Origin of the sequence: Kitasatospora viridis (assembly GCF_007829815.1) — a bacterium.
Lineage (GTDB): Bacteria > Actinomycetota > Actinomycetes > Streptomycetales > Streptomycetaceae > Kitasatospora > Kitasatospora viridis.
Window position 1 is genome coordinate 491,705 of the sequence record NZ_VIWT01000001.1, and the last position, 25,551, is coordinate 517,255.

At 74.3% G+C, this 25,551-nt stretch carries 22 protein-coding genes; 14 read left to right on the forward strand and 8 right to left on the reverse strand.

From position 1 onward, the window contains the following. Positions 1-50: 50 nt before the first annotated feature. The gene (locus tag FHX73_RS02270) at positions 51-1,907 is read right to left on the reverse strand and encodes a potassium channel protein (protein ID WP_145903005.1); all 1,857 of its coding nucleotides are present in this window, start codon (positions 1,905-1,907) and stop codon (positions 51-53) included. A 197-nt stretch (positions 1,908-2,104) separates the two neighbouring features. On the opposite strand from FHX73_RS02270, the gene FHX73_RS02275 reads away from it, so the two are divergent. From FHX73_RS02275 to FHX73_RS02300, 6 genes are all read left to right on the forward strand, one after another. After that, complete coding sequence (locus FHX73_RS02275) at positions 2,105-3,472, forward strand: ATP-binding protein (protein WP_145903006.1); 1,368 nt, start codon at positions 2,105-2,107, stop codon at positions 3,470-3,472. A 62-nt stretch (positions 3,473-3,534) separates the two neighbouring features. Further along, positions 3,535-3,948 carry a roadblock/LC7 domain-containing protein gene (locus FHX73_RS02280; RefSeq protein WP_145903007.1) on the forward strand — a complete coding sequence of 138 codons (414 nt, stop codon included), beginning with the start codon at positions 3,535-3,537 and terminating at the stop codon, positions 3,946-3,948. Then, a complete protein-coding gene (locus FHX73_RS02285) occupies positions 3,945-4,301 on the forward strand; it encodes a DUF742 domain-containing protein (RefSeq protein WP_145903008.1) in 357 nt (118 codons plus the stop codon). Before FHX73_RS02280 ends, FHX73_RS02285 begins: the two co-directional genes overlap by 4 nt. Then, positions 4,279-4,881, forward strand: a complete 603-nt coding sequence (locus FHX73_RS02290) for a GTP-binding protein (protein ID WP_145903009.1) — start codon at positions 4,279-4,281, stop codon at positions 4,879-4,881. The genes FHX73_RS02285 and FHX73_RS02290 overlap by 23 nt, the downstream gene beginning before the upstream one ends. A 53-nt stretch (positions 4,882-4,934) precedes the next feature. Further along, positions 4,935-6,344 (forward strand): cytochrome P450, encoded by a 1,410-nt coding sequence (locus FHX73_RS02295; protein ID WP_246213756.1) that lies wholly within the window; start codon positions 4,935-4,937, stop codon positions 6,342-6,344. After that, positions 6,299-7,453: a cytochrome P450 family protein gene (locus FHX73_RS02300; protein WP_246213309.1), complete on the forward strand. Its 1,155-nt coding sequence runs from the start codon at positions 6,299-6,301 to the stop codon at positions 7,451-7,453. The genes FHX73_RS02295 and FHX73_RS02300 overlap by 46 nt, the downstream gene beginning before the upstream one ends. Positions 7,454-7,550: 97 nt before the next feature. Here the strand turns inward: FHX73_RS02300 and FHX73_RS02305 are convergent, their stop codons facing one another. After that, positions 7,551-8,267 (reverse strand): polysaccharide deacetylase family protein, encoded by a 717-nt coding sequence (locus FHX73_RS02305; RefSeq protein ID WP_145903011.1) that lies wholly within the window; start codon positions 8,265-8,267, stop codon positions 7,551-7,553. Continuing rightward, positions 8,264-9,379: an MGDG synthase family glycosyltransferase gene (locus tag FHX73_RS02310; protein ID WP_170304810.1), complete on the reverse strand. Its 1,116-nt coding sequence runs from the start codon at positions 9,377-9,379 to the stop codon at positions 8,264-8,266. The genes FHX73_RS02305 and FHX73_RS02310 overlap by 4 nt, the downstream gene beginning before the upstream one ends. Positions 9,380-9,838: 459 nt before the next feature. Between FHX73_RS02310 and FHX73_RS02315 the strand changes: the two genes are divergently transcribed. From FHX73_RS02315 to FHX73_RS02325, 3 genes are all read left to right on the forward strand, one after another. Then, complete coding sequence (locus FHX73_RS02315; protein WP_145903013.1) at positions 9,839-10,516, forward strand: response regulator transcription factor; 678 nt, start codon at positions 9,839-9,841, stop codon at positions 10,514-10,516. 58 nt (positions 10,517-10,574) lie between these two features. Next, positions 10,575-11,927 carry a sensor histidine kinase gene (locus tag FHX73_RS02320; protein ID WP_145908010.1) on the forward strand — a complete coding sequence of 451 codons (1,353 nt, stop codon included), beginning with the start codon at positions 10,575-10,577 and terminating at the stop codon, positions 11,925-11,927. Between the two features lie 150 nt (positions 11,928-12,077). Beyond that, positions 12,078-13,598, forward strand: a complete 1,521-nt coding sequence (locus FHX73_RS02325) for a sigma-70 family RNA polymerase sigma factor (protein WP_145903014.1) — start codon at positions 12,078-12,080, stop codon at positions 13,596-13,598. Positions 13,599-13,635: 37 nt separating this feature from the next. Here the strand turns inward: FHX73_RS02325 and FHX73_RS02330 are convergent, their stop codons facing one another. Beyond that, the gene (locus tag FHX73_RS02330) at positions 13,636-13,959 is read right to left on the reverse strand and encodes a hypothetical protein (protein ID WP_145903015.1); all 324 of its coding nucleotides are present in this window, start codon (positions 13,957-13,959) and stop codon (positions 13,636-13,638) included. A 240-nt stretch (positions 13,960-14,199) separates the two neighbouring features. Between FHX73_RS02330 and FHX73_RS02335 the strand changes: the two genes are divergently transcribed. Beyond that, a complete protein-coding gene (locus FHX73_RS02335; RefSeq protein WP_145903016.1) occupies positions 14,200-16,287 on the forward strand; it encodes a S9 family peptidase in 2,088 nt (695 codons plus the stop codon). Between the two features lie 4 nt (positions 16,288-16,291). Here the strand turns inward: FHX73_RS02335 and FHX73_RS02340 are convergent, their stop codons facing one another. Then, positions 16,292-16,642 (reverse strand): hypothetical protein, encoded by a 351-nt coding sequence (locus FHX73_RS02340; protein WP_145903017.1) that lies wholly within the window; start codon positions 16,640-16,642, stop codon positions 16,292-16,294. Positions 16,643-16,804: 162 nt separating this feature from the next. On the opposite strand from FHX73_RS02340, the gene FHX73_RS02345 reads away from it, so the two are divergent. Then, the gene (locus FHX73_RS02345; protein ID WP_145903018.1) at positions 16,805-16,993 is read left to right on the forward strand and encodes a hypothetical protein; all 189 of its coding nucleotides are present in this window, start codon (positions 16,805-16,807) and stop codon (positions 16,991-16,993) included. 75 nt (positions 16,994-17,068) lie between these two features. Here the strand turns inward: FHX73_RS02345 and FHX73_RS02350 are convergent, their stop codons facing one another. Then, on the reverse strand, positions 17,069-17,731 hold the full coding sequence (locus tag FHX73_RS02350) for a DedA family protein (protein WP_145903019.1): 663 nt from the start codon (positions 17,729-17,731) through the stop codon (positions 17,069-17,071). Between the two features lie 112 nt (positions 17,732-17,843). On the opposite strand from FHX73_RS02350, the gene FHX73_RS02355 reads away from it, so the two are divergent. Both FHX73_RS02355 and FHX73_RS02360 read left to right on the forward strand, forming a co-directional pair. Further along, positions 17,844-19,895, forward strand: coding sequence for a transglycosylase domain-containing protein (locus FHX73_RS02355; RefSeq protein WP_145903020.1), 2,052 nt, complete (start codon positions 17,844-17,846; stop codon positions 19,893-19,895). 156 nt (positions 19,896-20,051) lie between these two features. Further along, positions 20,052-20,441 carry an SCO5389 family protein gene (locus FHX73_RS02360; protein ID WP_145903021.1) on the forward strand — a complete coding sequence of 130 codons (390 nt, stop codon included), beginning with the start codon at positions 20,052-20,054 and terminating at the stop codon, positions 20,439-20,441. Between the two features lie 107 nt (positions 20,442-20,548). On the opposite strand, the gene FHX73_RS02365 is transcribed toward FHX73_RS02360, so the two are convergent. Next, positions 20,549-22,270, reverse strand: a complete 1,722-nt coding sequence (locus tag FHX73_RS02365; RefSeq protein ID WP_145903022.1) for a hypothetical protein — start codon at positions 22,268-22,270, stop codon at positions 20,549-20,551. Positions 22,271-22,965: 695 nt separating this feature from the next. Between FHX73_RS02365 and FHX73_RS02370 the strand changes: the two genes are divergently transcribed. Further along, the gene (locus FHX73_RS02370) at positions 22,966-24,717 is read left to right on the forward strand and encodes a S53 family peptidase (RefSeq protein ID WP_170304811.1); all 1,752 of its coding nucleotides are present in this window, start codon (positions 22,966-22,968) and stop codon (positions 24,715-24,717) included. An 18-nt stretch (positions 24,718-24,735) separates the two neighbouring features. Here FHX73_RS02370 and FHX73_RS02375 read toward each other — a convergent pair whose 3' ends face one another. Further along, positions 24,736-25,512: an SDR family NAD(P)-dependent oxidoreductase gene (locus tag FHX73_RS02375; RefSeq protein ID WP_145903024.1), complete on the reverse strand. Its 777-nt coding sequence runs from the start codon at positions 25,510-25,512 to the stop codon at positions 24,736-24,738. Positions 25,513-25,551 lie beyond the last annotated feature (39 nt).

Genomic DNA, 25,551 nt, shown 5'->3' on the forward strand with positions numbered 1-25,551 from the left:
CCTCAGTTCGAGACACCGTCAGTTCGAGACACCGTCGGTTCGAGACGCCGTCAGTTCGAGGCGCTCTCGGCGAGCACGGTCTCGGGCGCCGCGGTGTTCAGCCGGGCCAGGCCGCCCCGGGTGGCGACCACCACCACCCGGTCACCGGCGGCCAGGCCCCGGCTGCGGTCGGCGTAGCCCCACTGGTAGGACTGCGGCGCACGGGCCAGCCGGACGGCGAGCACCCGCAGCCCGCCGATCGCCTCGATGTCGTTGCGGCTCATCCCGACCAGCGGGCTGCCCGGGTCGGCGGTCAGCTCGGCGATCAGCAGCACGTGGCGGAAGACCGAGAGGGTGCCGAGCACCTCACGCCCCATCAGCGCGGCCGCGAACGCCGGCGCGGCCAGGTAGGAGACCGAGCGGGAGGCGACGTTGCCGATGGTCGCGTAGACGTGGTGCGCGAAGTCGTCGTCGAACAGCCGCACGACCGAGCGGATGTCCTCGCGCAGCGCCCGGGCCTCCAGCACCGCCTCCAGGTTGACCGCGTCGTCGTTGGTCACCGCGACCACGGCGCGCGCGTACTTGGCCCGGGCGGAGCGCAGTTGGTCGGCGAGCAGGCCGTCCCCGACCACCACCGGGATGCCGAGCGGGCGCATCGCGGCCACGCCGCGGGCCTGCGGGTCGATCTCGACGCAGGCCACCGGCACGCCCAGTTCGTTGAGCTGCTGGGCCACCCGGGTGCCGACGTTGCCAAGGCCGACCACGATCACGTGCCCGCGCAGGCCGGCGCTCGGGCTGCGCGGCAGGCCGCGGCGGCCGGAGGCGAGCACGTCGACCACGATCGCGGTGAGCACCGGCAGCAGCGCGATCCCGCTGAAGGTGATCACCACCTGGGCCACCCGCTGCCACAACCCGCCGGTGCCGCCGGTCGGGTCGCTCATCTGGTCCGGCTGGGCGGAGCCGGCCGCGTCCAGCATGGTCAGGTAGGCGGTCCAGCCGATGCTGTGGTTGAAGTGCCAGATCACCACCGCGGCGGAGAGGATCGCGGCGAACGCGGTGCAGAGCACCAGCCGTATCCGGGCGCCGGTGAAGAACCGCAGGGCGTCCAGGATCCGGTAGCGCAGCCGGGAGGGCAGCGGCACCCGCGCCCGGGGCTCGGTCGTCAGGGTCTGCAGCACCGCGATGCCCTCCTCGCGGTCCGGCTGCACCCGCGCCGCCGGCGGCTCGCCGTCCTCGCCCTGCTGCGGCACCCGCACCGCGATCGGGCCGCCCTCGCCGAAGGCGGTGGCCAGCTCGATGAACGGGCGGGCGGCGGACTCGGTCTCGGGTAGCAGCCGGAGCCGGTCGAGGTCCTGACGGTCGATCCGGTCGGCGGCCACGCACAGGTGCCCGGCGAGTTCGTCGGGGTCGTGGGCGACGTAGAGGTAGCGGTCGCCGACCTGCACCGAGTTGGGCCGGCCGAGCGCACCGTTGGCGAAGGCGGGGGCGGCGGTGGCGGAGCCGGAGAGCGCGGCGCAGTTCTTCAGCAGTGTCTGGATCTGTTCGCCCAGGCGCTGGTTGAACATCCGCAGCACGATCCGGATCTCCGGATTCATCCCCTGGGCACTCATCGCGGCGTGGATGTTGGCCTGATCGTCACCGTCCACCAGGGCGATCCCGCGGGCGGTCGCGGCCCCGGCCGCCGCCAGCGCCTCCTGGGTGACGCCGGGGAACTCCAGCACCGCGGCGACCTGTTCCAGCTGCTCGATCCGCGGCGCGTGATCCCGGCTGCGGTCGGGCACCACCGCCACCACCGGGACCTCGTAGTGCTCGGTGAGCTCCAGGATCAGCCGGTGGGCCAGGGCGTTCGCCCCGCAGACCACGTAGTGGTCGGCGAACGGCTGCTCCCCGGCGGCGGAGGGGTCGGTTCCGCGGGCGGCCTCAGTCATGGTCCGGATGGTAATGCCTACTTCGGGCCCCGCCGAGCGAATGATTCCAGCCACTCCGATCACAAACGGACCATCAGGTCACAGGCTGAGACGGTTCTCTGACAACCAGTCGTCAATGTGGTTGGATGAACGGCGCCTGAGCTCCCCACTCGGCCCGCCTCCGTTCGGGTCGTGAACCGAACGGCCGTGCAAGGAACTTGATGTCACAGATACCCCAGCCGGTGACCTGGTGCCTGGGCGCCGTACTGCTGGTGGCCCTCGTGCTGCTGCTCCGCCAGTGGCGGACCACCCGGTCCCAGGCCGCCTCGCTGACCCGGCTGCGGGCGGCCGTCCGGGCCCGGGACGAGGAGGCGCACCGCCTCGCCGCGGTCCGGCTGCCGACCCTGGGCCAGGCCACCGTGCAGCAGCCGGGCGGAGTCGACCCGCTGCTGGCCGGAACCGAGTTCGCGGCCAGCGTGCAGCTGGTGGCCGAGCACTTCGGCAGCGCCGTCGAGCGGGCCCAGGTGCGCGCCGACCAGAACGCCAAGGCCGCCCTGAAGGGCGCGGTGCGGGCGCTCCAGGGCCTGGCCAACGAGCAGCAGATGGCGATCTCGCAGATGCAGGAGCGGCACGACCACCCGGCCGTGCTGCGCGACCTGCTGGAGATCGACCACACCAACTCCCAGTTCGGGCGGCGGGCCCAGGCCATCGCGGTGCTCTGCGGCTCCTGGCCCGGCCGGCAGCGCTCGGCCTCCTCGCTGAGCGACGTGGTGCGCGGCGCCAAGGGCCGGGTCCGCGACTACAAGCGGGTGGAGATCCGCACCCAGGTCGAACTCGCGGTGATCAGCCGGGTGGTGGAGCCGGTGGTGCTCGCGGTCGCCGAACTGATGGACAACGCGGCCCGGCACTCGCAGCCCAACACCACGGTCGAGGTCAACCTGCAGCCCGCGCACAACGGCGCCTGCGTGGTGATCGACGACGCCGGCGTCGGCATGGACCCGCGCGAGGTGCAGCTGGCCACCGAACTGCTCACCGGACAGCGCTCGGTGGACGTCACCAAGCTCGGCGACCCGCCGCAGTTCGGCTTCGCGGCGATCGGCGTGCTGGCCGCCCGCTACGGCTTCAGCGTCTCGGTGGACACCCGCTCCCCCTACGGCGGGGTGCGCGCGGTGCTCTTCCTGCCCACCGCGCTGCTCACCCAGCTCGCCCCGGAGCCGCCCGTGTCCACCGCCGTACCCGCCCCGGCCCCCGCGCCCGCCGCACCGCCGACCCCGCGCGGCGACGACTGGCACCTGCCCGCCGCCGCCGAGCCGACCCCCGCCCACGAGCACACCTCACCGCCGATCACCCAGCGCACCGCCGGCGGCCTGCCCAAGCGCCGCCGGCGCGAGCCGGCCGCCTACGCCGAGCAGCCCGAGCACGAGGCCCGCACCGGCTCGGCCGACCACACCGAACCGGCCGACCATGCGTCCGGCACCCCCGAGCAGTGGGCCAGGGACGCCGAGGCCACCGCCCGCCGCCTGGGCGCCTTCGCCCGCGGCACCCGGGCCGGCCGCGAGAGCGACCCCGACGACCGGCACGGCTGAGCCCAGCCCGGACCCTCCGACTGACGAACAGTCAGCACCGCTTCGCCCGCTAGGAGAGCACGATGAACGGCCGCCCGAACACCGACCTCGGCTGGATGCTGGATGACGTGCTGCAGGTGCCCGAGGCCCGGCACGCCATCCTGCTCTCCGCCGACGGCCTGCTGCGCGCCCACTCCGCCGGCATCACCCGGGACGAGGCCGACCGGCAGGCCGCCGCGCTGGCCGGGGTGCAGTCGATCAGCCGCAGCACCAACGGCTTCCTCGGCGCCGAACCCGGCGCCTGGCAGCAGACCCTGATCGAGTTCGCGGGCGGCTACGTCTTCCTGGTGGCCGCGGGCCCCGGCGCCTACCTGGCGGTCTCGGCCGGCGCCTCGGTGGACATGGAGGCGGTCAGCTACCGGATGCAGAAGCTGGTGGACCGGCTCGGCCGCGAACTCAGCACACCGCGGCGCGCGGACGCGGGGGTCGTGCGGTGAGCCGCCCGCGCCGGGAACAGGGCCTGGTCCGGCCGTACGTGGTCACCAACGGCCGCTCCGAGCCCTCGCGCAACACCTTCGACCTGGTCACCCTGGTGCTCGGGGTGCCGGACCGGCCGCTGCCGGGCCTGGGGCCCGAACACCGCCGGCTGGTGCTGCTGGTCCGCGACGGCACCCTCTCGCTGGCCGAGATCGCCGCCCACCTGCGGCTGCCCGCCAGCGTCTGCAAGGTGCTGCTCGGCGACCTGGTGGACTCCGGCCACGTGATCACCCGGGCGCCCGTTCCGCGCGCCCAACTCCCCGCGTCCCAGCTGCTCCAGGAGGTTCTGGATGGGCTCCGTGCCCGACTCTGAGGTCAGTTACCTCGGGGCGGAGGTGCAGACCGCCGTCAAACTGCTGATCACCGGTCACTTCGCGGTCGGCAAGACCACTTTCGTCGGGGCGCTCTCGGAGATCGAGCCGCTGCGCACCGAGGAGCCGATGACCGAGGCCAGCGTGCTGGTCGACGACCTGACCGGGGTGCCCGCCAAGCAGACCACCACGGTGGCCATGGACTTCGGCCGGCTCACCCTCAACCCCGAGCTGGTGCTCTACCTGTTCGGCGCCCCCGGCCAGCAGCGCTTCACCCCGCTCTGGCGGGACATGGCGCTCGGCGCGCTGGGCGCCCTGGTGCTCGCCGACACCCGGCGGCTGGAGCACTCCTTCCCGGTGATGGACCTGCTGGAGGAGCACGGCCTGCCGTACGCGGTGGCCGTCAACAGGTTCGACGGCTCACCGGAGTTCGCCGAGGCGGAGCTGCGCGAGGCCCTCGACCTGCTGCCGGGCACCCCGCTGGTCAGCTGCGACGCCCGCGACCCGGAGTCGGCCACCCGGGCACTGATCTCGCTCGTCCAGTACCTGATCGGTCAAGAAGCCACCCTGGAGCACGTGTGAACGACCCCACGCCGCCGCCCGGCTGCCCGGCCCACCAGCCGCAGTTGCACACCATGCCGTTGTACGGGCCGGAGTTCGCCGAGGATCCGGCCGGCGTCTACGCCCGGCTGCGGGCCGCCGAGGGCCCGCTGGCCGCGGTCGAGCTCTACCCCGGCGCCACCGCCACCCTGGCGATCGGCTACCACGCCGCGCTGGAGGTGCTGCGCACCCCGGAGACCTTCTCCAAGGACCCGCGGCGCTGGAAGGGCCTGGCGGACGGCCGGGTGACGCCGGACAACCCGGCCGTGCCGATGATGGCCTACCGTCCCAACTGCCTCTTCTCGGACGGCGACACGCACGCCCGGCTGCGCGGCGCGGTGACCGACTCGCTGGACCGGATCGACCCCAACGCGCTGCGCGACTACGTGGAGCGGGCCTGCGACCGGCTGATCGACGGCTTCGCCGGGCACGGCGAGGCCGACCTGGTGGCCGACTACGCCCGCCCGCTGCCGCTCCTGGTCTTCAACGAACTCTTCGGCTCCCCCGAGCACTTCGGCGATCGCCTGGTGCGCGGCATGACCGGCATCTTCGACGGCATCGACGCCGAGCGGGCCAACCAGGAGCTCACCGAGGTGCTGCTGGAACTGGTCGCGCTGAAGCGGGCGAACCCCGACAGCGACGTGACCAGCTGGCTGATGGCCCATCAGGCCGGGCTGAACGACGAGGAGATGCTGCACCACCTGGTGCTGCTGATGGGCGCCGGCACCGAGCCGCAGCTCAACCTGATCAGCAACACGCTGCGGCTGCTGCTCTCCGACGACCGGTTCGCCGGCGACCTGGCCGGCGGCAGCCTGCCGGTGGAGGACGCGCTGGACGAGGTGCTCTGGACCGACCCGCCGATGGCCAACTACGCGGTGCACTTCCCGGTCCGCGACGTCGAGCTGGCCGGGGTGCGGCTGCCCGAGGGCGAGCCGGTGGTGATCAGCTTCGCGGCGGCCAACACCGATCCGGCGCTGGCCGGTTCGCCGCGCACCGGCAACCGGGCCCACCTGGCCTGGAGCGCCGGCCCGCACGCCTGCCCGGCGCAGAGCCACGCCCGGCTGATCGCCTCGGTCGCCGTGGAGCGCCTGCTGGACCGCCTGCCGGACGTCGAACTCGCCGTCAAGGCGGATGAGTTGACTTGGCGGCCGGGCCCGTTCCACCGGGCCCTGGCCGAGCTGCCGGTGCGCTTCCCGCCGGCCACCGTGACCACCCAGATCGCCGTGCCGGCGGCGGCCCGACCGGCCGCCTCCGGCAACGCGCCCGCCGTACCCGCTCCCCCCGGATCCGACGACGCCTCAGGAGACCCCGCATGGAACCCGACCGCTGCCCCTTCCGCCTCGACCCCAGCGGTAGTGACATCTACGGGGAGGCCCGCCGGGTCCACCAGGACGGGCCGGTGGCCCAGGTGGAGCTCCCTGGTGGCGTGGTTGCGTGGTCGGTAGCCAGCCAGCAGCTGGTCAAGCAACTGCTGGCCGACCCGGACGTCTCCAAGAGCGCCCGCCAGCACTGGACCGCCTTCGTCGACGGTGAGATACCCGCCGACTGGCCGCTGGCTATCTGGGTCACCCCGAACAACATGTTCACCGCCTACGGCAAGGACCACCGCCGGCTGCGCCGCCTGGTGGCCGGCGCCTTCACCGCCCGGCAGACCGAGCGGCTGCGGCCGCGGATCGAGGCGCTCACCACCGAGCTGCTGGACCGGCTCGCCGACGTCCCCGCCGGTGCGACCGTGGACCTGCGCGAGGCCTACGCCTACCCGGTGCCGATCCAGGTGATCTGCGACCTGTTCGGGGTGCCGGAGCACCTGCACGCGGGGCTGCGCGAGTGCGTGGACGCGATCTTCGACACCAGCATCGCCCCCGAGGCGGCGGTGGCCAACGGCGAGCGCATCTACGGGATCCTGGCCGAACTCGCCGCCCACAAGCGCGAGCACCCCGGCGACGACCTGGCCAGCATGCTGATCTCGGCCCGGGACGACTCCGAGGAGGGCGACGGCGGCTCGCTCACCGAGCAGGAGCTGATCGACACCCTGCTGCTGGTGCTCGGTGCCGGCCACGAGACCACGGTCAACCTGCTGGACAACGCGATCCACCTGCTGCTCACCCACCCCGAGCAGCTGGCCCTGGTCCGCGAGGGCAAGGCGGGCTGGAACGACGTGATCGAGGAGGCCCTGCGGGTGCAGTCCCCGGTGGCCAACCTGCCGCTGCGCTACGCGGTGCGCGACGTCCAGGCCGGCGACGTGCTGATCCGCCAGGGCGAGCCGATCCTGGCCGCCTACGCGGCGGCCGGCCGGGACCCGCAGGTGCACGGCGAGGACGCGGACGCCTTCGACCTGCTGCGCACCGACAAGGACCACCTGGCCTTCGGCCACGGCGCGCACTTCTGCCTGGGCGCCCCGCTGGCCCGGTTGGAGGCGCAGGTCGCGCTGCCGGCGCTGTTCGAGCGCTTCCCCGGGCTGGCGCTGGCCGAGGGGGCCGACCTGACTCCGGTGGAGTCCTTCATCTCCAACGGCCACCGCCACTTGCCGGTGGTGCTCGCCCCGCAGGCCTGAGAACGCGTCAGAGGGGGCGGACCCGGCCGGGTCCGCCCCCTCTGACGTCACATCATCGACCTGACGTCCTGTCGACCTGGCGCCAGGTCAGCCGCGTTCAGCGCAGCCCGTGCTCCCGCAGCGGGCCGACCTTCAGCCCCTGCTCGGCGCACCGCTCCAGCACCCGCGGCAGCGCGCCCAGGGTGGACCGCCAGGCCTGCGGCGCGGAGGTGCAGTCTGAGTCGTGCAGCAGCAGGGTGGCCCCGGCCAGCGAACCGCGGGTGACCGTGCGCAGCACCGAGTCCGGGGTGGCCTTGGCCGTCCAGTCCTGCCCCCAGTGGGTCCACAGCACCGGCCGCAGCCCGTTGCGGCGGGCCGCGTAGAGCGCGGCGCTGTTCAACACGCCGTACGGCGGCCGGTAGTAGGCCGGCTCCTGGCCGGTCACCGAGGCGATCAGGTCCTTGGCCCGGGTGACGTCGTCGAGGGTGGCGCGCGGGCCGCGGATCAGCAGCGGGCGGTGCGCCCAGCCGTGCACGGCCACCTCGTGGCCGGCGTCCACCAGGTCGCGGCCCAGCCAGGGGGCCTTCTCCAGCATCTGCCCGAGCAGGAAGAAGGTGGCCTTGGTGCCGGTCTTCGCCAGCTCCTCCAGGAAGAGCGGGGTGGAGGCCGGGTCGGGCCCGTCGTCGAAGGTGAGCGCGACGTGGCCGGGGTCGCCGGGGCCGCTCAACTTCGGCGCGAGCAGCGGGCGGACCGGGCCGAGCGAGGTCAGCGCGGGCAGGCCGTGGCCGAGCGCCAGGGCGCCGGCGGTCAGGGCGAGGGCACGGGTCGTCCTCACGAGGCCACCTCCAGGACCGGTGCGGCGGGTGCCTGGGCACCGGCCAGCTCGGCGATCACGTGGTCGGCGGCGGGGGCGCTGCGGCGCCAGTGGCGGGCCGGGCCGGTCATCGCCTCGGTGAGCGCGGGGGCGAGCTTCTTCTCGTCGCGTATCCAGACCGCGAGGCCGGCCTCATCCAGGGCGGCCGCGTTGGTCACCCCGTGGCCGGGCAGGCAGCGGTAGCTGACCACCGGGACGCCGCTGGCCATCGCCTCCAGCGAGGTGAGCCCGCCGGCGTTCTGCACCACCACGTCGCTGGCCCGGATCAGCGCCGGCATGTCCTCCACCCAGCCGAGCGCGATCCCGGTGCCGGCGGCGGTCAACTTGTCCCGCAGCGCGGTGTTGTGGCCGCAGACGGTGACCGGCACGGCCACTCCGGCGGCGGCGATCTCCCGGGCGGTCTGCTCGACCTCGCCAACTCCCCAGGAGCCGGCGGTGATCAGCGCGACCGGCTGGTCCACGGGCAGGCCGAACCGGGCGCGCTCGTGCGCGACCTCGGCGGCCGAGCGGGCGGGCCGGAACTTCGGACCGACCAGCGGCTGGCATATCTCTATGTCGGTGGCGCCGTGCCGGGCGGCCTGGGCGGCCGCCACCGGGTCCAGCGCCAGGTGCAGGTCGACGCCCTCGGCCACCCAGAGCGGGTGCACCGACATGTCGGTGAGGAAGGTGGTGACCGGCACCTCGACCTCGCCCCGGCGGCGCAGCCGGCCGAGCGCCTGGCTGGCCAGCGGGTAGGTGGAGACCACGGCGGCGGTGCCGGCGCCGACCAGCTTCCTGGTCCGGCGGGCCGCGGCCCGGGCGAAGAGCGAGCCGACCATCCCGGAGGACGAGCGGTTCTTCTCCAGCCCGCCGAGCAGCCAGCCCCAGGCCCACGGAGCCACCTTGAGCTCCAGCGCGTAGCTGGCCCGCAGCAGTCGTCCGCAGCCCGGCGGCAGCAGGTCGAGGAAGTCGTGGCACTCGGCCTCGAAGCCGGCCGCCTCAAGGCGGCGCACCAGCTCCCGGGCGGCACCGTCGTGGCCCGCCCCCACGCTCGCGGACACGACGGTGATCCGGCTCGGCTGACTCGACCGCATCAGGCTCCTTCCAGGCGGATCCGGCACCCGCCCATGACGGAGCCGCACCCGCGACTCACTGCGTCGTACGGATGTACAGGGACCCCTGCCTGGCCTTCCTGATCGGATAGCCGGCCGACCGGACCACGAACCGGACGGACCGGCCCCGAGATCCCTTTCGGAGCCGGCCCGAGTGATCGGGCCGGTCAGGCACGTGACGGTAGGGCGCCCAACGGGAGTCCGCGTGGATGGCATCCGGACACCAGGTGTCCACCCCCCGACAGCTCAGCCAACAAACACGCGGTTATACGTCCCCGTTGTCCCACCTGTCGGTCCGGCCGAGGCCTGCGCCGGCTCCCGGGACCGAATCCTTCCATCGAACTTCCGCGCCCAGCATGGTGGGGCCCACCTGAAGCCAAGCTGAAGACAGCTGAAGGGGTCTTCAGCAATCGGCCAGGGCCGCCTGGGATCCTGTAACGCATGCGGGTACTGGTGGTGGAGGACGAGAAGCGGCTGGCCGCGGCGCTGCAGCGCGGGCTGCAGGCCGAGGGCATGACGGTGGACGTGGCGCACGACGGCCCGCAGGGCCTGTGGCTGGCCGGCGAGCACGACTACGACGTGATCGTGCTGGACATCATGCTGCCCGGCGTCAACGGCTACCGGGTCTGCGCCCGGCTGCGGGCCGCCGGCAACGAGGCCGGGATCCTGATGCTCACCGCCAAGGACGGCGAGTACGACGAGGCCGAGGCCCTGGACACCGGCGCCGACGACTTCCTCTCCAAGCCGTTCTCCTTCGTCGTGCTGGTCGCCCGGCTGCGTGCGCTGGCCCGGCGCACCGGCCGCCGCCGCCCGCAGGTGCTGGAGTTCGGCGACCTGCTGCTCGACCCCGCCCGGCACTCCTGCACCCGCGGCGGCACCCCGATCAAGCTGACGGCCCGTGAGTTCGCGGTGCTGGAGTACCTGGCCCGGCGGGCCGGCGAGGTGGTGCCCAAGCGGGAGATCCTGGAGCAGGTCTGGGACAGCGCCTTCGAGGGCGACCCCAACGTGGTCGAGGTGCACATCAGCGCGGTGCGCCGCAAGATCGACGCGCCGTTCGGGCGCAGCGCGCTGGAGACGGTGCGCGGGGCGGGCTACCGGCTGGCGGCCGACGGTGGCTGACCGTCCGCCGCGCCAGCTCGCCACCGGCCCCCGGCCGCGCCGCCGCGGACTGGCCCGGCTGCGCCCGCTGACCGTGCGGGCCCGGGCCACCCTGGGCGCCAGCGCCGTGGTGGCGATCGCCCTGGCAGTGGCCTCACTCTCGCTGCTCGGCCTGCTGGACGCCAACCTGCTGCACAACGCCGAGGCGGACGCCGACGCGCAGGCCGCCGCGGTGGCCCAGGCGGCGGTGGCCGGCAAGCTGGACCCGCTGCTGCCGCCCACCCACGGCGCCGACTTCATCCAGGTGGTGAGCGAGAGCGGCCAGGTGCTGACCTCCAGTCAGAACCTGACGGGCCATCCGCCGATCTCCCCCACCCGGCCGACCGTGCCCGGCACCATCCGCTCCACCTGGGACGTCGGCCCGCTCGGCGACGACTACCGCCAGCGGGTGGTCCAGGTCACCACCGAGACCGAGGGCGGCCTGGTCACGGTGTACGCGGGCACCTCGCTGCGGGACGCCGACGCGGCCGACAACACCACCTCGGCCGCACTGCTGGTCGGCGTGCCGCTGCTGCTGGTCACCGTGGCCGGGGTCACCTGGTGGGTGACCGGCCGGGCGCTGCGCCCGGTCGAGGCGATCCGCGCCGAGGTGGCCGAGATCAGCGACCGCGACCTGCACCGCCGGGTGCCGGTGCCGGCCACCCACGACGAGATCGCCCGGCTCGCCCTCACCATGAACGCCACCCTGGACCGGCTGGAGTCCTCCGGCCAGCGCCAGCGCCAGTTCATCGCGGACGCCTCGCACGAGCTGCGCAGCCCGATCACCGTGCTGCGCACCCAGCTGGAGGTGGCGCTGGCGGTGCGCGACCCGGCCGCCTGGCCGGAGCTGATCAGCGGCGCGCTGGAGGACACCGACCGGCTCCAGCACCTGGCCGCCGACCTGCTGCTGCTGGCCCGGATCGACGCCGCCGAGCCGCTGCCCAGCCAGCCGCTGGACCTGACCGAGCTGGTCCGCGAGGCGATCGACAAGCGCCGCGGCGACCGGCTGCCGATCCGCGCCGAGCTGGCCGGGGACGTCCAGGTGATCGGCAGCGGACTCTGGTTGACCCGGGTGGTCACCAATCTGCTGGACAACGCCCAGCGGTTCGCCGAGCGCACGGTCGAGGTCCGGCTGACCCGCGCGCCCGAGGACGGGCTGGCGGTGCTGGAGGTGACCGACGACGGTCCCGGCATCCCGCCGGCCGACCGCGAGCGCGTCTTCGAGCGCTTCACCAGGCTCGACGACGCCCGCAGCCGGGACCACGGCGGGGCCGGGCTCGGCCTGGCCATCGCCCGCGACCTGGCCTACCACCACCACGGCACGCTCAACGCCGAGGACGCCGAGCGGGGCGCCCGGTTCGTGCTCCGGCTGCCGCCCGCCCGCACCGACTGACCGGGCCCCGCCGCCTTGGGCCCGGGTTAGGGTCGATCGGTCGGCGGCGCTGCGGCAGCCGGGTCCAGTTGTCCGGTTTCCGTTATCCGGCGGCCCGCCGCGGGTCTCCTGCAGTGGACAGGTGGACCGGCTGGAGAAGGTGGGCGACGGGTGGAGACGGACAGGTACCGCGAGCTGGCGGACCGGGCGCGGGCGGGCGATCCGACGGCCCGCCAGGAACTGCTGGGCGATCACCTGCCGCTGGTCTACAACATCGTGGGCCGGGCGCTGGACGGCCACCCCGACACCGACGACGTGGTGCAGGACACCATGCTGCGCGCGGTGGACGGCCTGCCCGCGCTGCGCGAGCCGGGCTCCTTCCGCAGCTGGCTGGTGGCGATCGCGATGAACCAGGTCCGCCGGCGCCACCAGGCCCGCCAGGCCGGCCAGCCGGACGGGCTGGACGAGCTCGGCGAACTGCCCGACCCGGCCGGCGACTTCGCCGAGCTGACCATCGTCCGGCTCGGCCTGTCCGGGCAGCGCCGCGAGGTCGCCGAGGCGACCCGCTGGCTGGACGGGCCGGACCGCGAGGTGCTGGCCCTGTGGTGGCAGGAGGCGGCCGGGCAGCTGAGCCGGGCCGAGCTGGCGGCGGCGCTGGAGCTCAGCCCGCAGCACGCCGCGGTGCGGGTGCAGCGGGTCAAGGAGCGCCTGGACGGCGCCCGCACGGTGGTCCGGGCGCTGGCCGCCCGCCCCGGCTGCCCGGTGCTGGCCGAGCTGACGGCGGGTTGGGACGGCGCACCGGCGCCGCTGTGGCGCAAGCGGATCACCCGGCACGTGCGGGACTGCGCCGACTGCCAGGAGCCGGCCCGCGGGCTGGTACCCGCCGAGGGCCTGCTGGCCGGCCTGGCGCTGCTGCTGCCGCCGCCCCACCTGGCAGTGCCGGCGCTGCAGCCGGCCGGCGCGGTCACGGTGGTCGGTGCCGGCCGGCACCGTCCCGGGCCGTCCGGCCGGCGGGCCCGGCAGCGCGGCCGGGCGGGGGTGCGCCGACGGCGGATCGCGGTCGCGGCGCTCGGCGCGGTGGTCGCGGTCTCAGCGGCCGGGCTGCTCTGGGAGGGGCAGTCGGACGGCGGCGCGACGGGCACCCCGCTCGCGGCGGCCGACCCGGCGCCGCCGCAGTCCTCCGCCTCCCCGGTCCAGGTGGACGCGGCCTCGGTGGCTCCGGCCCCGGCCCCGCCCAGCAGCCCGGCCCCGGCCCCCTCGACCAGCCAGGCGGTGCCGACCCGGCGCGGCGACGTCTCGGCGACCCAGGCGGACTACGTGCGCCAGGTGCTGGACCTGGTGAACACCCAGCGGGCGCAGGCCGGCTGCGGCCCGCTGGCCACCAACGGAAAGCTCCAGCTGGCGGCCCAGCGGCAGTCGGACGACATGGCGTCGCGGGGGTTCTTCGACCACACCAACCCGGACGGCGCGGGTCCGCAGCAGCGGATCGAAGCGGCCGGCTACCAGTGGAGCACCTGGGGCGAGAACATCGCGCGCGGCCAGCGGGACCCGGCGTCGGTGATGGCGAGCTGGATGGACAGTCCGGGCCACCGGGCCAACATCCTCAACTGCGACTACCGGGAGCTGGGGGTCGGCGTGCACTTCGGCACCGGCGGGCCGTGGTGGACCCAGGACTTCGGCGCCCCGGCCTGACGGTCCTGCCCCGCCCGGCGGAGCAGGACCGGGGGCGTCAGCGGGCCTGCGCGTCCTCCTGCTCCAGCGCCTGTCGGGCCGCCTCGTACTGCGCTGCCTGGTATTGGGCCACCTCGGCGCGCCCGAGCGCGAGGTGCGCGGCACAGGCGACGACCACCCAGGCGAGCCCGCCGCTGTGGGTGTAGGCGTGCCCGGCGGTGTGCAGCTGCTGCTGGTCGGTGCCGCAGTAGAGGCAGGCGTTGGCGTGCAGCTGCTCGCCGCTGACCATCAGCTGCTGGGCGGGCCCGTCGATCGGGTGGTAGTCGATCGGGATCGGCGGCCGTCCGGCGACGAGTTGGTGGGATGTCAGGTCCGAGGTCATCGGGTCCTCTCCAGGGTGAGAACTCCAGGGTTCTGGACGGTTCGAGCCTCGGTCACCCTGTGTGTCCGCTCGACTCCGCCCATGTGCCCAGACTGGCCCCGCCGGGCCTCCCGCGCACCCCGGACGACCGGATTGGCCGCGTATTTTCAGCTGAATGACCGTCACCTTCGCGCCGGTCGGCCGATCCGATGATCCTCCTCACCCTTCTGGACGGCCCGGAGCAGGTGACATGGTGTCAGCATGCCTACGACCATGACCCTTCCCGAGCAGCTGGTCCGCACCCGTCGTTTCACGCTCGGGCGGCCCGAGCAGTTCACCGTCACCCCGGACGGTGCCACCCTGCTCTTCGTGCGCACCCGCACCGGCGGCGACCCGGTGGGCTGCCTCTGGGCGCTCGACCTGGCCGAGGGCGCCGAGCGCCTGCTCTGCGACCCGGCCGAACTGCTCGGCGGCGCCCAGGAGAAGCTGTCCGAAGCCGAGCGGGTGCGCCGGGAGCGGTCCCGGCAGGGCGGCAGCGGCATCGTCGGCTACACCACCGACCGGGCGGTGACCCTGGTCGTCTTCGCGCTCTCCGGCGAGCTGTGGACGGTGGCCCCCGCCTCCGGCGCCGCCCGCCGACTGCCCGCCGAGGCACCCGTGGTGGACCCGCGGCCGGACCCGACCGGCCGCCGGATCGCCTACCGCAGCGGCGACACCCTGCGGGTGATCGAGGCCGACGGCACCGGCGACCGCCCGGTGGCCGTGCCGGACGGCCCCGAGGTCTCCTTCGGCCGCCCCGAGCACGTGGCCGCCGAGTCGATGCACCGCCAGCGCGGCTACTGGTGGGCCCCGGACGGCGAGCACCTGCTGGTGGCCCGGGTCGACGAGTCCCAGGTGGCGCTCTGGTACCTGGCCGACCCGGCGCAGCCGGCCACCCCGCCCCGGGCCCTGCGCTACCCGCCGGTCGGCACCGCCAACGCCGAGGTCTCGCTCTGGCTCACCGCGCTGGACGGCACCCGTACCGAAGTGCGCTGGGACCGCGCGGCCTTCGAGTACCTGACCGCCGCCGGCTGGGACGGGCACGGCCCGTTCGCCGCCGTGCAGAGCCGGGACCAGCGGACCGTGCGGACGCTGGCGATCGACCCGGTCACCGGTGCCACCACCGTGCTGGCCGAGCAGCACGACCCGTGCTGGGTGCAGCTGGTCGTCGGCCTGCCCGCGCGGACCGCCGCGGGCCGGCTGCTGGGCTCCGCCGACCTCGACGGGACCCGGCACCTGACGGCCGCCGGCGAACCGGTCACCGCGCCCGGCGTGCAGCTGCGCCAGGTGCTCGCCGTGGACGGCGAGACCGTCCTCTTCACCGCCTCCGAGGAGCCCACCGAGGTCCAGCTGTGGAGCTGGGACCCGGAGCACGGCGCCCGCCGACTGACCGACCGACCCGGCGTGCACGACGGCACCCACCGGGCCGGCACCCTGGTGACCACCGCCCGCTCACTGGACCTGCCGGTCCCCGCCACCCGGGTGCACCGCCCCGGCGCGGCCCCGGTGGAGATCACCTCGGTCGCCGAGCGGCCGGTGCTGGAGCCCCGGGTCGAGCTGCTCACCGTCGGCCCGCGCGAGCTGCGCGCCCAACTGCTGCTGCCCTCCTGGCACCGGCCGGGCGACGCCCCGCTGCCGGTGCTGCTCGACCCCTACGCCGGACCGGCGATGCAGCGGGTGCAGAACGACCGGAGCTGGGGAGTGCTGCTCTCCCAGTGGTTCGCCGAGCAGGGCTTCGCGGTGCTGGTGGCCGACGGGGCCGGCGTCCCCGGGCGCGGGCCGCGCTGGGAGCGCGAGGTGCACGGCGACACCGTCGGCCCCGCGCTGGACGACCAGGTGGCCGCCCTGCACGGGACCGCCGCGCTGCGCCCGGGCCTGCTCGACCTCGGCCGGGTGGGCATCCGCGGCTGGTCGTTCGGCGGCACCCTGGCCGCGGCCGCGGTGCTGCGCCGCCCCGACGTCTTCCACGCCGCGGTCTCCGGCGCCCCGGTGGTCGACCAGCGGCTCTACGACACCCACTGGCGCGAGCGCTTCCTCGGCCACCCGGCGGAGCACCCCGAGCGCTACGACGCCTGCTCGCTGCTCCCCGACGCGCCGAAGCTGAGCCGCCCGCTGCTGCTGGTGCACGGCCTGGCCGACGACAACGTGTGGGCGGCCAACACCCTGCGGCTCTCCGCCGAGCTGCTCGCGGCCGGCCGGCCGCACGAGGTGCTGCCGCTCACCGGCGCCACCCACTCCGCGCTCAGCGCCCCGCTGCTCGACCACCAGGTGGAGTTCCTCCGCCGCCACCTGGGGGTGACCGCCCGCTGAGCCGTCAGGGCTGGACGTCGCTGCGGGCGCAGACCCAGGCCAGCGCGTCGTGCGCGCCGCGGGCGTACTCGCGCTGGGCGGGGTCGACCCGCAGGTCGAGGTGGCGGACCTGGGCGGCCTGCTGCTCGGCGGCGAGCTGCGCCGGGCAGGGGCCCTCGGGTCCGCTGGCCACGCTCGCCGTCACCGGGGCGAGCCGGCCGTGGCCGAGCGCCCAGTGGTAGGCGTCCAGCGAACCGTGGCGGGTGGGTGAGGGTTCGAAGGGGGTCTCGCCGATGTACTCCAGGCGCGCGAGCGCGCTCTCAACCTGCTCCCGGGATCGCGCCCCGACCCGGGACGTCACTTCGTGGCTGGTCATGTCGGCAGACTAAGCAGCGGCGCCGGGCGGGGCGCACCCGAGACGGCCAAGGGGGCGAACCACTCAGCGTGCCGGTTCCGGCGTGCGCCGGGCGGGAGTTCTGGCACACACTCGTGAGTGCAAGGACCCATCCGGCCGTGCCCCGACCCACGGAGGCTTCCCATGTCCGAGCCGAATCCCAGCGAGTCCCCCACTCCCGACCGCCTGCTGCACACCGGAGCCGAGCATCCGGTGGACCCGGAGGACATGGTGCGCGCCTCCGGTCGGGACGTGACCCCGGAGCGCCTGGAGCGCGCCCGCCAGGCCCTGGAGGAGTACGGGGCGTCGGCCGTGGAGCGCCTGCTGCCCTGAGCGCCCGCCGGCACCCCGTTCGAGGTGGCGCCGTCGCCGACCCGGTCGGCGGCGGCGCCGTCGTGGTGCCCGGTGTCAGCCGCGGCGGCGGGCCCGGATCACCCGGCGCAGCACCAGGGCGATCACCAGGGCGGCCGCCACCGCCAGCAGCAGGAGCTGGTAGCGCAGCGCCTGGTGGTAGACCTCGCCGATGTCGCTGCCGGCCAGGTAGCCGGCCGAGCTCCAGGCGCCGACCCAGAGCACCGCGCCCAGCGTGTTCCAGAGCAGGAAGCGGCGCCAGGGCATCTCGGTGGTGCCGGCGATGATGCCGTTGGTCTGGCGCAGCCCGTCGATGAACCGGGCGACCACGACCACCTTGCCGCCGTTGCGGGTGAAGAACTCCTCCGCCTTCTGCTGCCGGGCCGCGGTCAGGCCGACGTAGCGGCCCCAGCGGTGCACCAGGGCGCGCCCGCCGGAGCGGCCGAGCAGGTAGCCCAGGCTGTCGCCGAGCACCGCGGCGGCCAGGGCGACGGTCACCACGCCGGCCAACGAGAGCCGCCCGGCGCCCGCGTAGACCGCGGCGAGGATCAGCACGGTCTGGCCCGGGACGGGGAGCGCGGCGTTGTCGAGCAGGACCAGCAGGCCCACGGCGAGGTAGCCGTAGTGCTCCAGGAAGGGCGCCAGGGCGGCCAGCGGGCCGGGCAGTTCCGGGGTGGTGGCCGGGGCGGGTGCGGGAGCGGTGGCCAGGGCGGCGGTCATGGGGCGCACCTCGCTCTCCGACGGTCCGTAGGCGCACATTGTCGCAGGGCTGTGACAGAGAACGCGCTCCCTTTGGTCGGTTTCCTCATCTTTTCTGCATAGAGTGCGAACCATGTCTTCGCCGCGTATGGGCTCCTTTGCCCGGAAAAGCCGCCTCGCCGCCAAGTTCCTGGGGGCCAGCGCAGCCGCCGGAGTGCTCACCGCCGGAATCGCCGTACCCGCCGTCGGCGGGCTCGGGCTGACGGCGAAGAACGCCACCGACGACTTCCAGAACCTGCCCGACGACTTCATCGCGCCGCCGCTCACCCAGGCGTCGACGATCTACGACGCCTCCGGCAACGTGATCGCCACGGTCTGGGACCGCGACCGCACGGTGGTGCCGAGCGACCAGATATCGCCGCTGGTGAAGTCGGCGCTGGTGGACATCGAGGACAACCGGTTCTACCAGCACGGCGCGATCGACCCCAAGGGCATCCTGCGCGCGGTCGGCAACAACGCGGGCGGCGGCGGCACCCAGGGCGCCTCGACGCTCACCCAGCAGTACGTGAAGAACGTCTTCGTCGAGGAGGCCGGCGACGACCAGCAGGCCGTGCTGCAGGCCCAGGCCCAGAGCCTGGGGCGCAAGCTCAAGGAGATGAAGTACGCGATCAAGGTCGAGGAGACCCTGACCAAGGACCAGATCCTCACCAACTACCTGAACATCACCTTCTTCGGTGAGCAGGCGTACGGCATCGAGGCCGCCTCCGAGCGCTACTTCAGCGAGCACGCCAAGGACCTCACGCTGCCGCAGGCCGCACTGCTGGCCGGCCTGGTTCAGTCCCCCAGCGGCTACGACCCGGTGGCCAACCCGAAGGCCGCCCAGGACCGCCGGGACACCGTGCTGCGGAAGATGGCGCAGTACGGCACGATCAGCCAGGAGCAGGCCGACCAGGCGATCGCCACCCCGGTCCAGCTGAACGTCAGCAAGCCGCAGCAGGGCTGCATCACCGCCCAGCAGGGCGAGGGCTTCTTCTGCGACTACGTGAAGGACCAGGTGCTCAACGACCCGGCCTTCGGCGCCAACTCCGCGGCCCGGCAGGCGCTCTGGAAGCGCGGCGGCCTGCAGATCCACACCACCCTGGACCCGAAGGCCCAGACGGCCCTGCAGTCCTCGGTGACCAGCCACGTCTACGCCAGCGACAAGGCCGCGACCGCGACGACCGTGGTCCAGCCCGGCACCGGCAAGATCATCGCGATGGGCCAGAGCCGCCCCTACGGCGTGAACGCCAACCAGACCCAGATCAACTACAACGTCGAGAAGTCGATGGGCGGCGGGATCGGCTTCCCGACCGGCTCGACCTTCAAGCCGATCGTGGCCGCGGCGGCGCTGGAGTCCGGCATCACGCCCTCCCAGTCGTACGCCTCGCCGTACAGCATGACCTGGCCGACGATGACCGACTGCAGCGGGAACAAGTACTCCGGCGCGCAGACCGGGACGGTGCACAACGACAGCACCTCGCTGGTCGGCCCGTTCACCATGGGGCCGGCGATGGCCGCCTCGGTGAACACCTACTTCGCCTCGCTGGAGGGCGACGTCGGCCTCTGCTCGGTGGCCCAGATGGCCAACAAGCTGGGCATCGAGCAGCAGGCCGGCGGCACCCCGCTGGCGGTCACCCCCGCGATGGCGCTCGGCTCCAACTCGCTGACCCCGCTGGAGATGGCCAACGTCTACGCGACCTTCGCGGCGCACGGCAGCTACTGCACGCCGACCGCGATCGACAGCATGACCGGCCCCGACGGCAAGCCGATCAGCGTGCCGCAGAGCCAGTGCACCCAGGCGATGTCGGCGCAGACCGCCGACCAGATCACCACCATGCTGAAGGGTGTGGTGCAGGACGGTACCGGCTCCCCCGCCGGCCTGACCGACCGGGACAGCGCGGGCAAGACCGGTACCACCAACGACAGCAAGCAGGTCTGGTTCGTCGGCTACACGCCGGAGCTGTCCGGCGCGACCGTGGTGACCGACACCGACAACCCGAAGCAGCTGGACGGCCAGAGCATCGGCGGCCAGGTGATCGGGCAGGCGTTCGGCGGCACGCTGGCCGGCCCGATCTGGCGCGACGCGATGACCGGAGCGCTGAAGGGCACCGACCCGACGCCGCTGACCACGGTGCCGCTGCAGTAGCACCGACGGTGCGCCAGGGCCCCCGGGGATCATCTCCCCGGGGGCCCTTCGGCTTGCGGGCGCGGCTCGTTGACAGCACATGGGAAGGTGATCCAGGATCAGTTACTGGAAATGGCTTTCATTTTCTCTATCCGTTCCCGGAAGGATCCTGCCCCCATGTCGCTGACCGTCTCCCCCGAACTGCTCGCCCAGGCCGAGGCCGGCGAGGTCGACCAGGCCGACTTCGTCGCCACGGTGCGCGAGTCGCTGCCCTACGCGTACACGATGGTCGAGCACCTGACCGCCGAACTCGCCGACGGCGGAGCCCCGTTCGCCGACAACCAGGTCGAGCCGACCGACGCCGAGCGGGCCCAGCTGCTGCGTGCGATGGCCAGCGACTCGATCCGCGGCAGCCTGGAGCGGCACTTCGGCGTCAAGCTCGCCTTCATGAACTGCCACCGGGTCGCGGTCTTCCCGGTCGGCGCCGAACAGGGCGAGGCCTACCGCCGGTTCACCTCGATGCGGGCGCAGCTGCTCAACCAGACGCCGGAGCTGCGCAGTTGCTGACGGGTGGCGCGGGGTGAGCGGTCGGCGCCCACCCCAACGCCGCGGGGCCCGGGTGCCGAGCTGTCAGCTCGGCACCCGGGCCCCGCGGCGTTCGATCTGATGCTGCGTCAGTTCTTCTCGGCGCGGGCCGCGGAGACCGCCGTGGCCAGCGCCTCCTTGATGCGCGGGCCCAGGCGGGCGAAGCCGAGCTCCTTCATCGCGGCGCGGAGCAGCTCGTCGTCGGTGCGGGTGGTGAAGTCGCTGTCGATCCAGCGGACCAGGGCGAGCAGTTCGTCGGCGCTGTAGGCGGTGATCGGCTTGCCGGCGGTCAGCTCGGGCCGCTTGGGGCGGCGGACGCGGCGCTGGGCGGGGGCGGGCTTCTCGGCGGCGGGCTCGTCGGCGGCGGGCTGCTCGTCGACGGCGGCGGTCTCGTCGGCGAGGGGCTCCTCGACGGCGGCGGGCTCCTCGATGAGGGGCTCCTCGACGGTGGGCTCGGGGGTCTCCTCGACCACCGGGGCCTCGGCGACGGGCTCCTCCTCGACGAGTTCGGCCGTCGGCTCCTCGACGACCGCGACCTCAGCCTCGGGCTCGGTCTCGGGCTCGGTCTCGGGGGCGTCCTCGACCACCGGCGCCTCGGCGACCGGGGCGGCGGGCTCCTCCTCGACCGCGACGGGCTCCTCGACGGGCTCGGCCACCTCGGCCACCGGCTCCTCGACGAGCGGCTCCTCGACAACCTCGGGCTCGGGCTCGACATCCGCCTCGGCCACGGCCTCGGGCTCGGCCGGGGCGATCACCTCGACCGAGGGCTCCGGGGAGGGCGAGGGGATGACGATCAGGTCCACGTCGACCGCGAGTTCGGTGGCGAGCACCGGCGCCGGCTCGGCGACCTCCTCGGCTTCGAGCTCGGCATCGGCGGTCTCGGCCTCGGACAGGTCGTCGACCTCCGCCGTGCCCGTGTGCGCCGCCCAGAGCTCCTGCGCGGCGGCCCGGTCGGCCCGAGCGGCCGTCAGCTCGGCCAGCAGTTCCTCGATCCCGCCCTCGTCCAGCCCGGCGCGCAGGGTGCGCAGTTCGGGCAGCCGGTAGAGGGTGCCCTCGTCGGCGGCGAGCGCCTCGACCAGCTCGGCGAGCTCGTCGAACCCGAGTGCGATCAGCTCACGGCCCGCCAGCAGCCGTCCCAGCTCGCGCAGTCCGCCGATCAGGCTGTCCGCGCACTGGCCGGTGAGCTCCAGCAGTTCGGCGTCCACCGGGCGGGCAACCGTGCCGGTGGCCGGGGCCAGCGCCTGCCACTCCTCGCGCTCGGCGGCGGCCGCGACCAGGGCGGCGTGCAGCGCGTCGCGGCGCGGGCGGTCGGCGACGGCGAGCCGGCGGGCCTCGGCGCGCAGCTTGCGGCGCCGACCCCAGGAGATCTTCAGGCCGCGCTCCTTGCGCCAGCTGCCGTTGGCGGTGGCGGCGGCGAGCGCGTCCAGGTCGGCCTCGTAGGCGCCCGAGCGCAGCGTGCCGGCGGTCTCGCGGATCCGGCGGAGCAGGCCGACCAGCGTCACCACCTCGGCCACCGTGGTGGGTTCGCGCAGGGCGGCCTCGGCGGAGAGCCGGTCGGCGGCCTCGCGCAGGGCGTTGAGGTCGCCGCCGCGCACCTCGGCGAGCGCGGTGGAGGCGGCCCGCGCCTCCTCGGCGCCGGTCACGGTGTCGGCGGCGGCGTACCAGGCGTGGGTGTCGGCGGCCAGCTCGAAGCCGCCGAGTTCGGCGTACCTGAGCAGGTTCTCGCCCAGACCCGGTGCGGGGTCGGGCACCGAGTCCGCGGAGCGGTCCTGCGGCGGCACGTCGGCGTTCTGCACGGGAAGCACTGTCATGGGGATCGTCCGGATTCCTGGCGAGGGGCTGCGTAGGTACGGCCACCGGCGGCGGTGGTGGAGCGTGCGCCGCATCCGGTGTCCGTGCTGGTAGGTCAGGATACGGGTGGGCGTTCGAGCCTTGCACGCACCCGGCCTTCGCTGGTGCCACAATGCCCCGCGCGCGCCGTCACCGGTGGCGTGACACGCGCCGGAGGAGGTCCACGCACCCCGGGCGGAGGTGTCCGCCGCCACCGGCGCCGGGTGAACCACTGATGTCGGGTCAGCGGTTGGGAGCCGTCACCTGGGCGTGCAGCACCGGGATCAGTCGGTGGTGGACGGCCTCCGGGCCGCCGGGGTGGCCGAACGCGCCCTGCCCGAGCACCGGGTGGCGGTCGTCCACGGCGGCGGAGCCGAGCCCGGAGGCGTCTTGGCGCGGGGCACCAGGTCGTATCCGATCGAGCGGGTGCGGCCGAACTCGGCGGCGGTCTCCGGTCGGAGCGGCGGTGGCGCGCCGTCACGTTCTGCTTGGCGGGACGTCTGTTCCGGTGGAGGTTCCGCACTGTTCGACCGTCATCCGCCGTGATCCGCGCACGGCGTGGGCCTGCGCGCCCCCGCCCCCTTGACGCCCCGCCGCACCGGGACCAAACCTGGGTGCACAGAGCACCTGTGTGCCGTTCGGTCGGCAGCAGCCCAGTCGGAAGCTGGTGACACCCGTGCCGCGATCCCCCTACCTCGCCCTACCCGACAGTGACCGGACGCCCCGTCACGGCGCCGTGGTCGCCGGGCCGGCCAGTCCGTCCGAGTCCGTCACCGTCACGGTGTACCTGCGCCGTCCGCCCGGCGCCCCGCCCGCGCCGAGTCTGCTCGCGTACGCGGCGATCCCGCCGACCCTGCGCCCGGCGCCCGATGACGCGGCACTGGCGGGCGCGCTGCACGCCGACCCGGCCGACGCCGCGCTGGTCGCGCGGTTCGCCGCCGAGCACGGCCTGCGGGTGGGCGCCGTCAATCCGGCGGCCCGCAGCGTCCGGCTGACCGGCACCGCCGCCCAGCTCGCCGAGGCGTTCCAGGTCACCCTGGCCCGCTACCGCTACCAGGACCGCGACGGGCGCCGGCGCAGTTACCGCGGCCGGGAGGGTGCGGTGCATCTGCCGGCGGAGCTGGCCGGCGTGGTCACCGCCGTGCTCGGCCTGGACAACCGGCCGCTGGGCGGCACGCGGCTGGCCCGCCGCACCGCTCGGATCCCGCTCGCCCGGCTCGCCGCCGACGACACCGGGCTGCCCGCGGGCACCTTCCTGCCGAACGCGCTGGCCGCGCCGTACGCCTACCCGAGCGGTCTGGACGGCACCGGGCAGACCGTCGCGGTGCTGGCCTTCAACGGGCAGACCCAGCCGGGCGTGCCGTCCGGCGGCTACCGGCTCGACGCCCTGCACACCTACTTCACCGAGGTGCTGCACGCGCCGGTGCCGCAGATCACCGACGTGCTGGTGCACGGCCCCGGCAACGACCCGGGGCGGGACGACGGCCAGGGCGACCCCAACGACAGCACCGCCGAGATCATGCTCGACCTGCAGGTGGTCGGCGCGCTCGCGCCGGGCGCGCGGATCGTCGTCTACTTCACCGAGTTCACCGAGCAGGGCTGGGTGGACGCGATCAACGCGATCGTCACCGACACCGCCAACCGGCCGGACATCGTCTCGTGCAGCTACGGCAACCCGGAGGACGACCCCGGCTCGGCCTGGACCAGGATGGCGATCACCAGCGTGGACCAGGCCTTCGCCCAGGCCGGACTGCACAACATCAGCATCTGCTGCGCCTCCGGCGACGACGGCTCCCGCGACCAGGCCGGCGACGCACTGGCGCACGCCGACTTCCCCGCCTCCAGCCCGCACGTGCTGGGGGTCGGCGGGACCCGGCTGGTGGTCGACGGCGCGACCGTGGTCAGCGAGACGGTCTGGGACGACGGACCGGGCAGCGCGACCGGCGGCGGGGTCAGCCGCTGGTTCCCCGTGCCGCCCTGGCAGTCCGGCACGCCGGTGCCGCCGTCCGCCAACCCGCCGCACCAGCGGGGCCGGGGCGTCCCGGACGTCGCCGCGCTGGCCGACCCGCAGACCGGGGTGATGATCATCAGCGTGGACGGGGAGCACCTGGTCCAGATCGGTGGCACCAGTGCCGCCGCGCCGCAGTGGTCGGCCCTGCTGGCCCGGATCAACCAGGGCCTGGGCGCCCCGGTCGGCTTCCTCAACCCGCTGCTGTACGCCCACTTCGGGACGGGCGTGCTCCGCGACATCACCCGGGGCGGCAACGGCGCCTACGCCGCCGGCCCGGGCTGGGACGCCTGCTCGGGCTTCGGCAGCCCCGGCGGCCAGGCGCTGCTGGACGGGCTGCGCAAGCTGGGCACGACGGCGGCGCAGGCGCGCATCCCCGGTCCGGCCACGGGCACGGAGCCCAGCGGGGCAGTGATCTGACGCACCGTCAATTCACCTTCAGGCGAGGTAGCCGCCGTCGATGTTCAGCGTGGTGCCGGTGATGAAGGAGGCGGTCGGGCCGGCCAGGAAGACGATGCCGGCGGCGATCTCCTCCGGTCGGCCGTACCGCCCGAGCGCGCTGAGCGCCCGCTGGGCGTCCGAACCCGGGCCGTCCTCCGGGTTCATGTCGGTGGCGACCGAACCGGACTGCACCACGTTGACGGTGATCCGACGGTGCGCCAGGTCGAGCGCGGCGGCCTTGCTGAAGGCGACGATCGCCGCCTTGGTCGCCGCGTAGTCCGCCATGCCCGGGCGGGTGGGGCGACTGGCGAGGTTGGAGCCGACCGTGACGATCCGCCCGTCCTCGGCCAGCACGGTGGCCGCGGCCCGGATCGCCGCCGTCACGCCGCCGACGTTGATCGCCAACTGCCGCTCCAGCGCGGCGCCGTCCGCCTCCGGGTCGTCGACCGTGCCGCCGGCGAACACGCCCGCGTTGTTGACCAGCACGTCCAGCCGCCCGAAGTCCGCCGCCGCGGTGGTCACCAGCCGCGCGACCTGCTCGGCGTCCGCCTGGTCGGCCTGGTAGGCCTGCGCCCGCACTCCGAGCGCCACCAGCTCCTCGACCACCGCCAGGGCCTTCTCCGCCGAGGCGACGTAACTGATCGCCACGTCGGCGCCGGCCTCGGCCAGGCTGCGCGCCGTGGCCGCCCCGATCCCTCGCGAACCGCCCGTGACCAGGGCGACCTTGCCCTGCAACGGCTTCGCCCCCAGCTGCGCCACAGCCGCCCGTGCCATGAGAGCCCCCTCCGGTTCGAATTCTGTACCGCTCGGTAC

What these genes read in the sequence shown, in the direction of transcription:
- FHX73_RS02350 (WP_145903019.1), bottom strand. Translation starts at nt 17,731, where the DNA reads ATGACCGCCGCCCTGGCCACCGCTCCCGCACCCGCCCCGGCCACCACC.
- FHX73_RS02330 (WP_145903015.1), bottom strand. Translation starts at nt 13,959, where the DNA reads ATGACCTCGGACCTGACATCCCACCAACTCGTCGCCGGACGGCCGCCG.
- FHX73_RS02310 (WP_170304810.1), bottom strand. Translation starts at nt 9,379, where the DNA reads ATGCGGTCGAGTCAGCCGAGCCGGATCACCGTCGTGTCCGCGAGCGTG.
- FHX73_RS02290 (WP_145903009.1), top strand. Translation starts at nt 4,279, where the DNA reads ATGGGCTCCGTGCCCGACTCTGAGGTCAGTTACCTCGGGGCGGAGGTG.
- FHX73_RS02340 (WP_145903017.1), bottom strand. Translation starts at nt 16,642, where the DNA reads ATGACCAGCCACGAAGTGACGTCCCGGGTCGGGGCGCGATCCCGGGAG.
- FHX73_RS02280 (WP_145903007.1), top strand. Translation starts at nt 3,535, where the DNA reads ATGAACGGCCGCCCGAACACCGACCTCGGCTGGATGCTGGATGACGTG.
- FHX73_RS02315 (WP_145903013.1), top strand. Translation starts at nt 9,839, where the DNA reads ATGCGGGTACTGGTGGTGGAGGACGAGAAGCGGCTGGCCGCGGCGCTG.
- FHX73_RS02270 (WP_145903005.1), bottom strand. Translation starts at nt 1,907, where the DNA reads ATGACTGAGGCCGCCCGCGGAACCGACCCCTCCGCCGCCGGGGAGCAG.
- FHX73_RS02355 (WP_145903020.1), top strand. Translation starts at nt 17,844, where the DNA reads ATGTCTTCGCCGCGTATGGGCTCCTTTGCCCGGAAAAGCCGCCTCGCC.
- FHX73_RS02345 (WP_145903018.1), top strand. Translation starts at nt 16,805, where the DNA reads ATGTCCGAGCCGAATCCCAGCGAGTCCCCCACTCCCGACCGCCTGCTG.
- FHX73_RS02295 (WP_246213756.1), top strand. Translation starts at nt 4,935, where the DNA reads ATGCCGTTGTACGGGCCGGAGTTCGCCGAGGATCCGGCCGGCGTCTAC.
- FHX73_RS02375 (WP_145903024.1), bottom strand. Translation starts at nt 25,512, where the DNA reads ATGGCACGGGCGGCTGTGGCGCAGCTGGGGGCGAAGCCGTTGCAGGGC.
- FHX73_RS02365 (WP_145903022.1), bottom strand. Translation starts at nt 22,270, where the DNA reads ATGACAGTGCTTCCCGTGCAGAACGCCGACGTGCCGCCGCAGGACCGC.
- FHX73_RS02335 (WP_145903016.1), top strand. Translation starts at nt 14,200, where the DNA reads ATGCCTACGACCATGACCCTTCCCGAGCAGCTGGTCCGCACCCGTCGT.
- FHX73_RS02360 (WP_145903021.1), top strand. Translation starts at nt 20,052, where the DNA reads ATGTCGCTGACCGTCTCCCCCGAACTGCTCGCCCAGGCCGAGGCCGGC.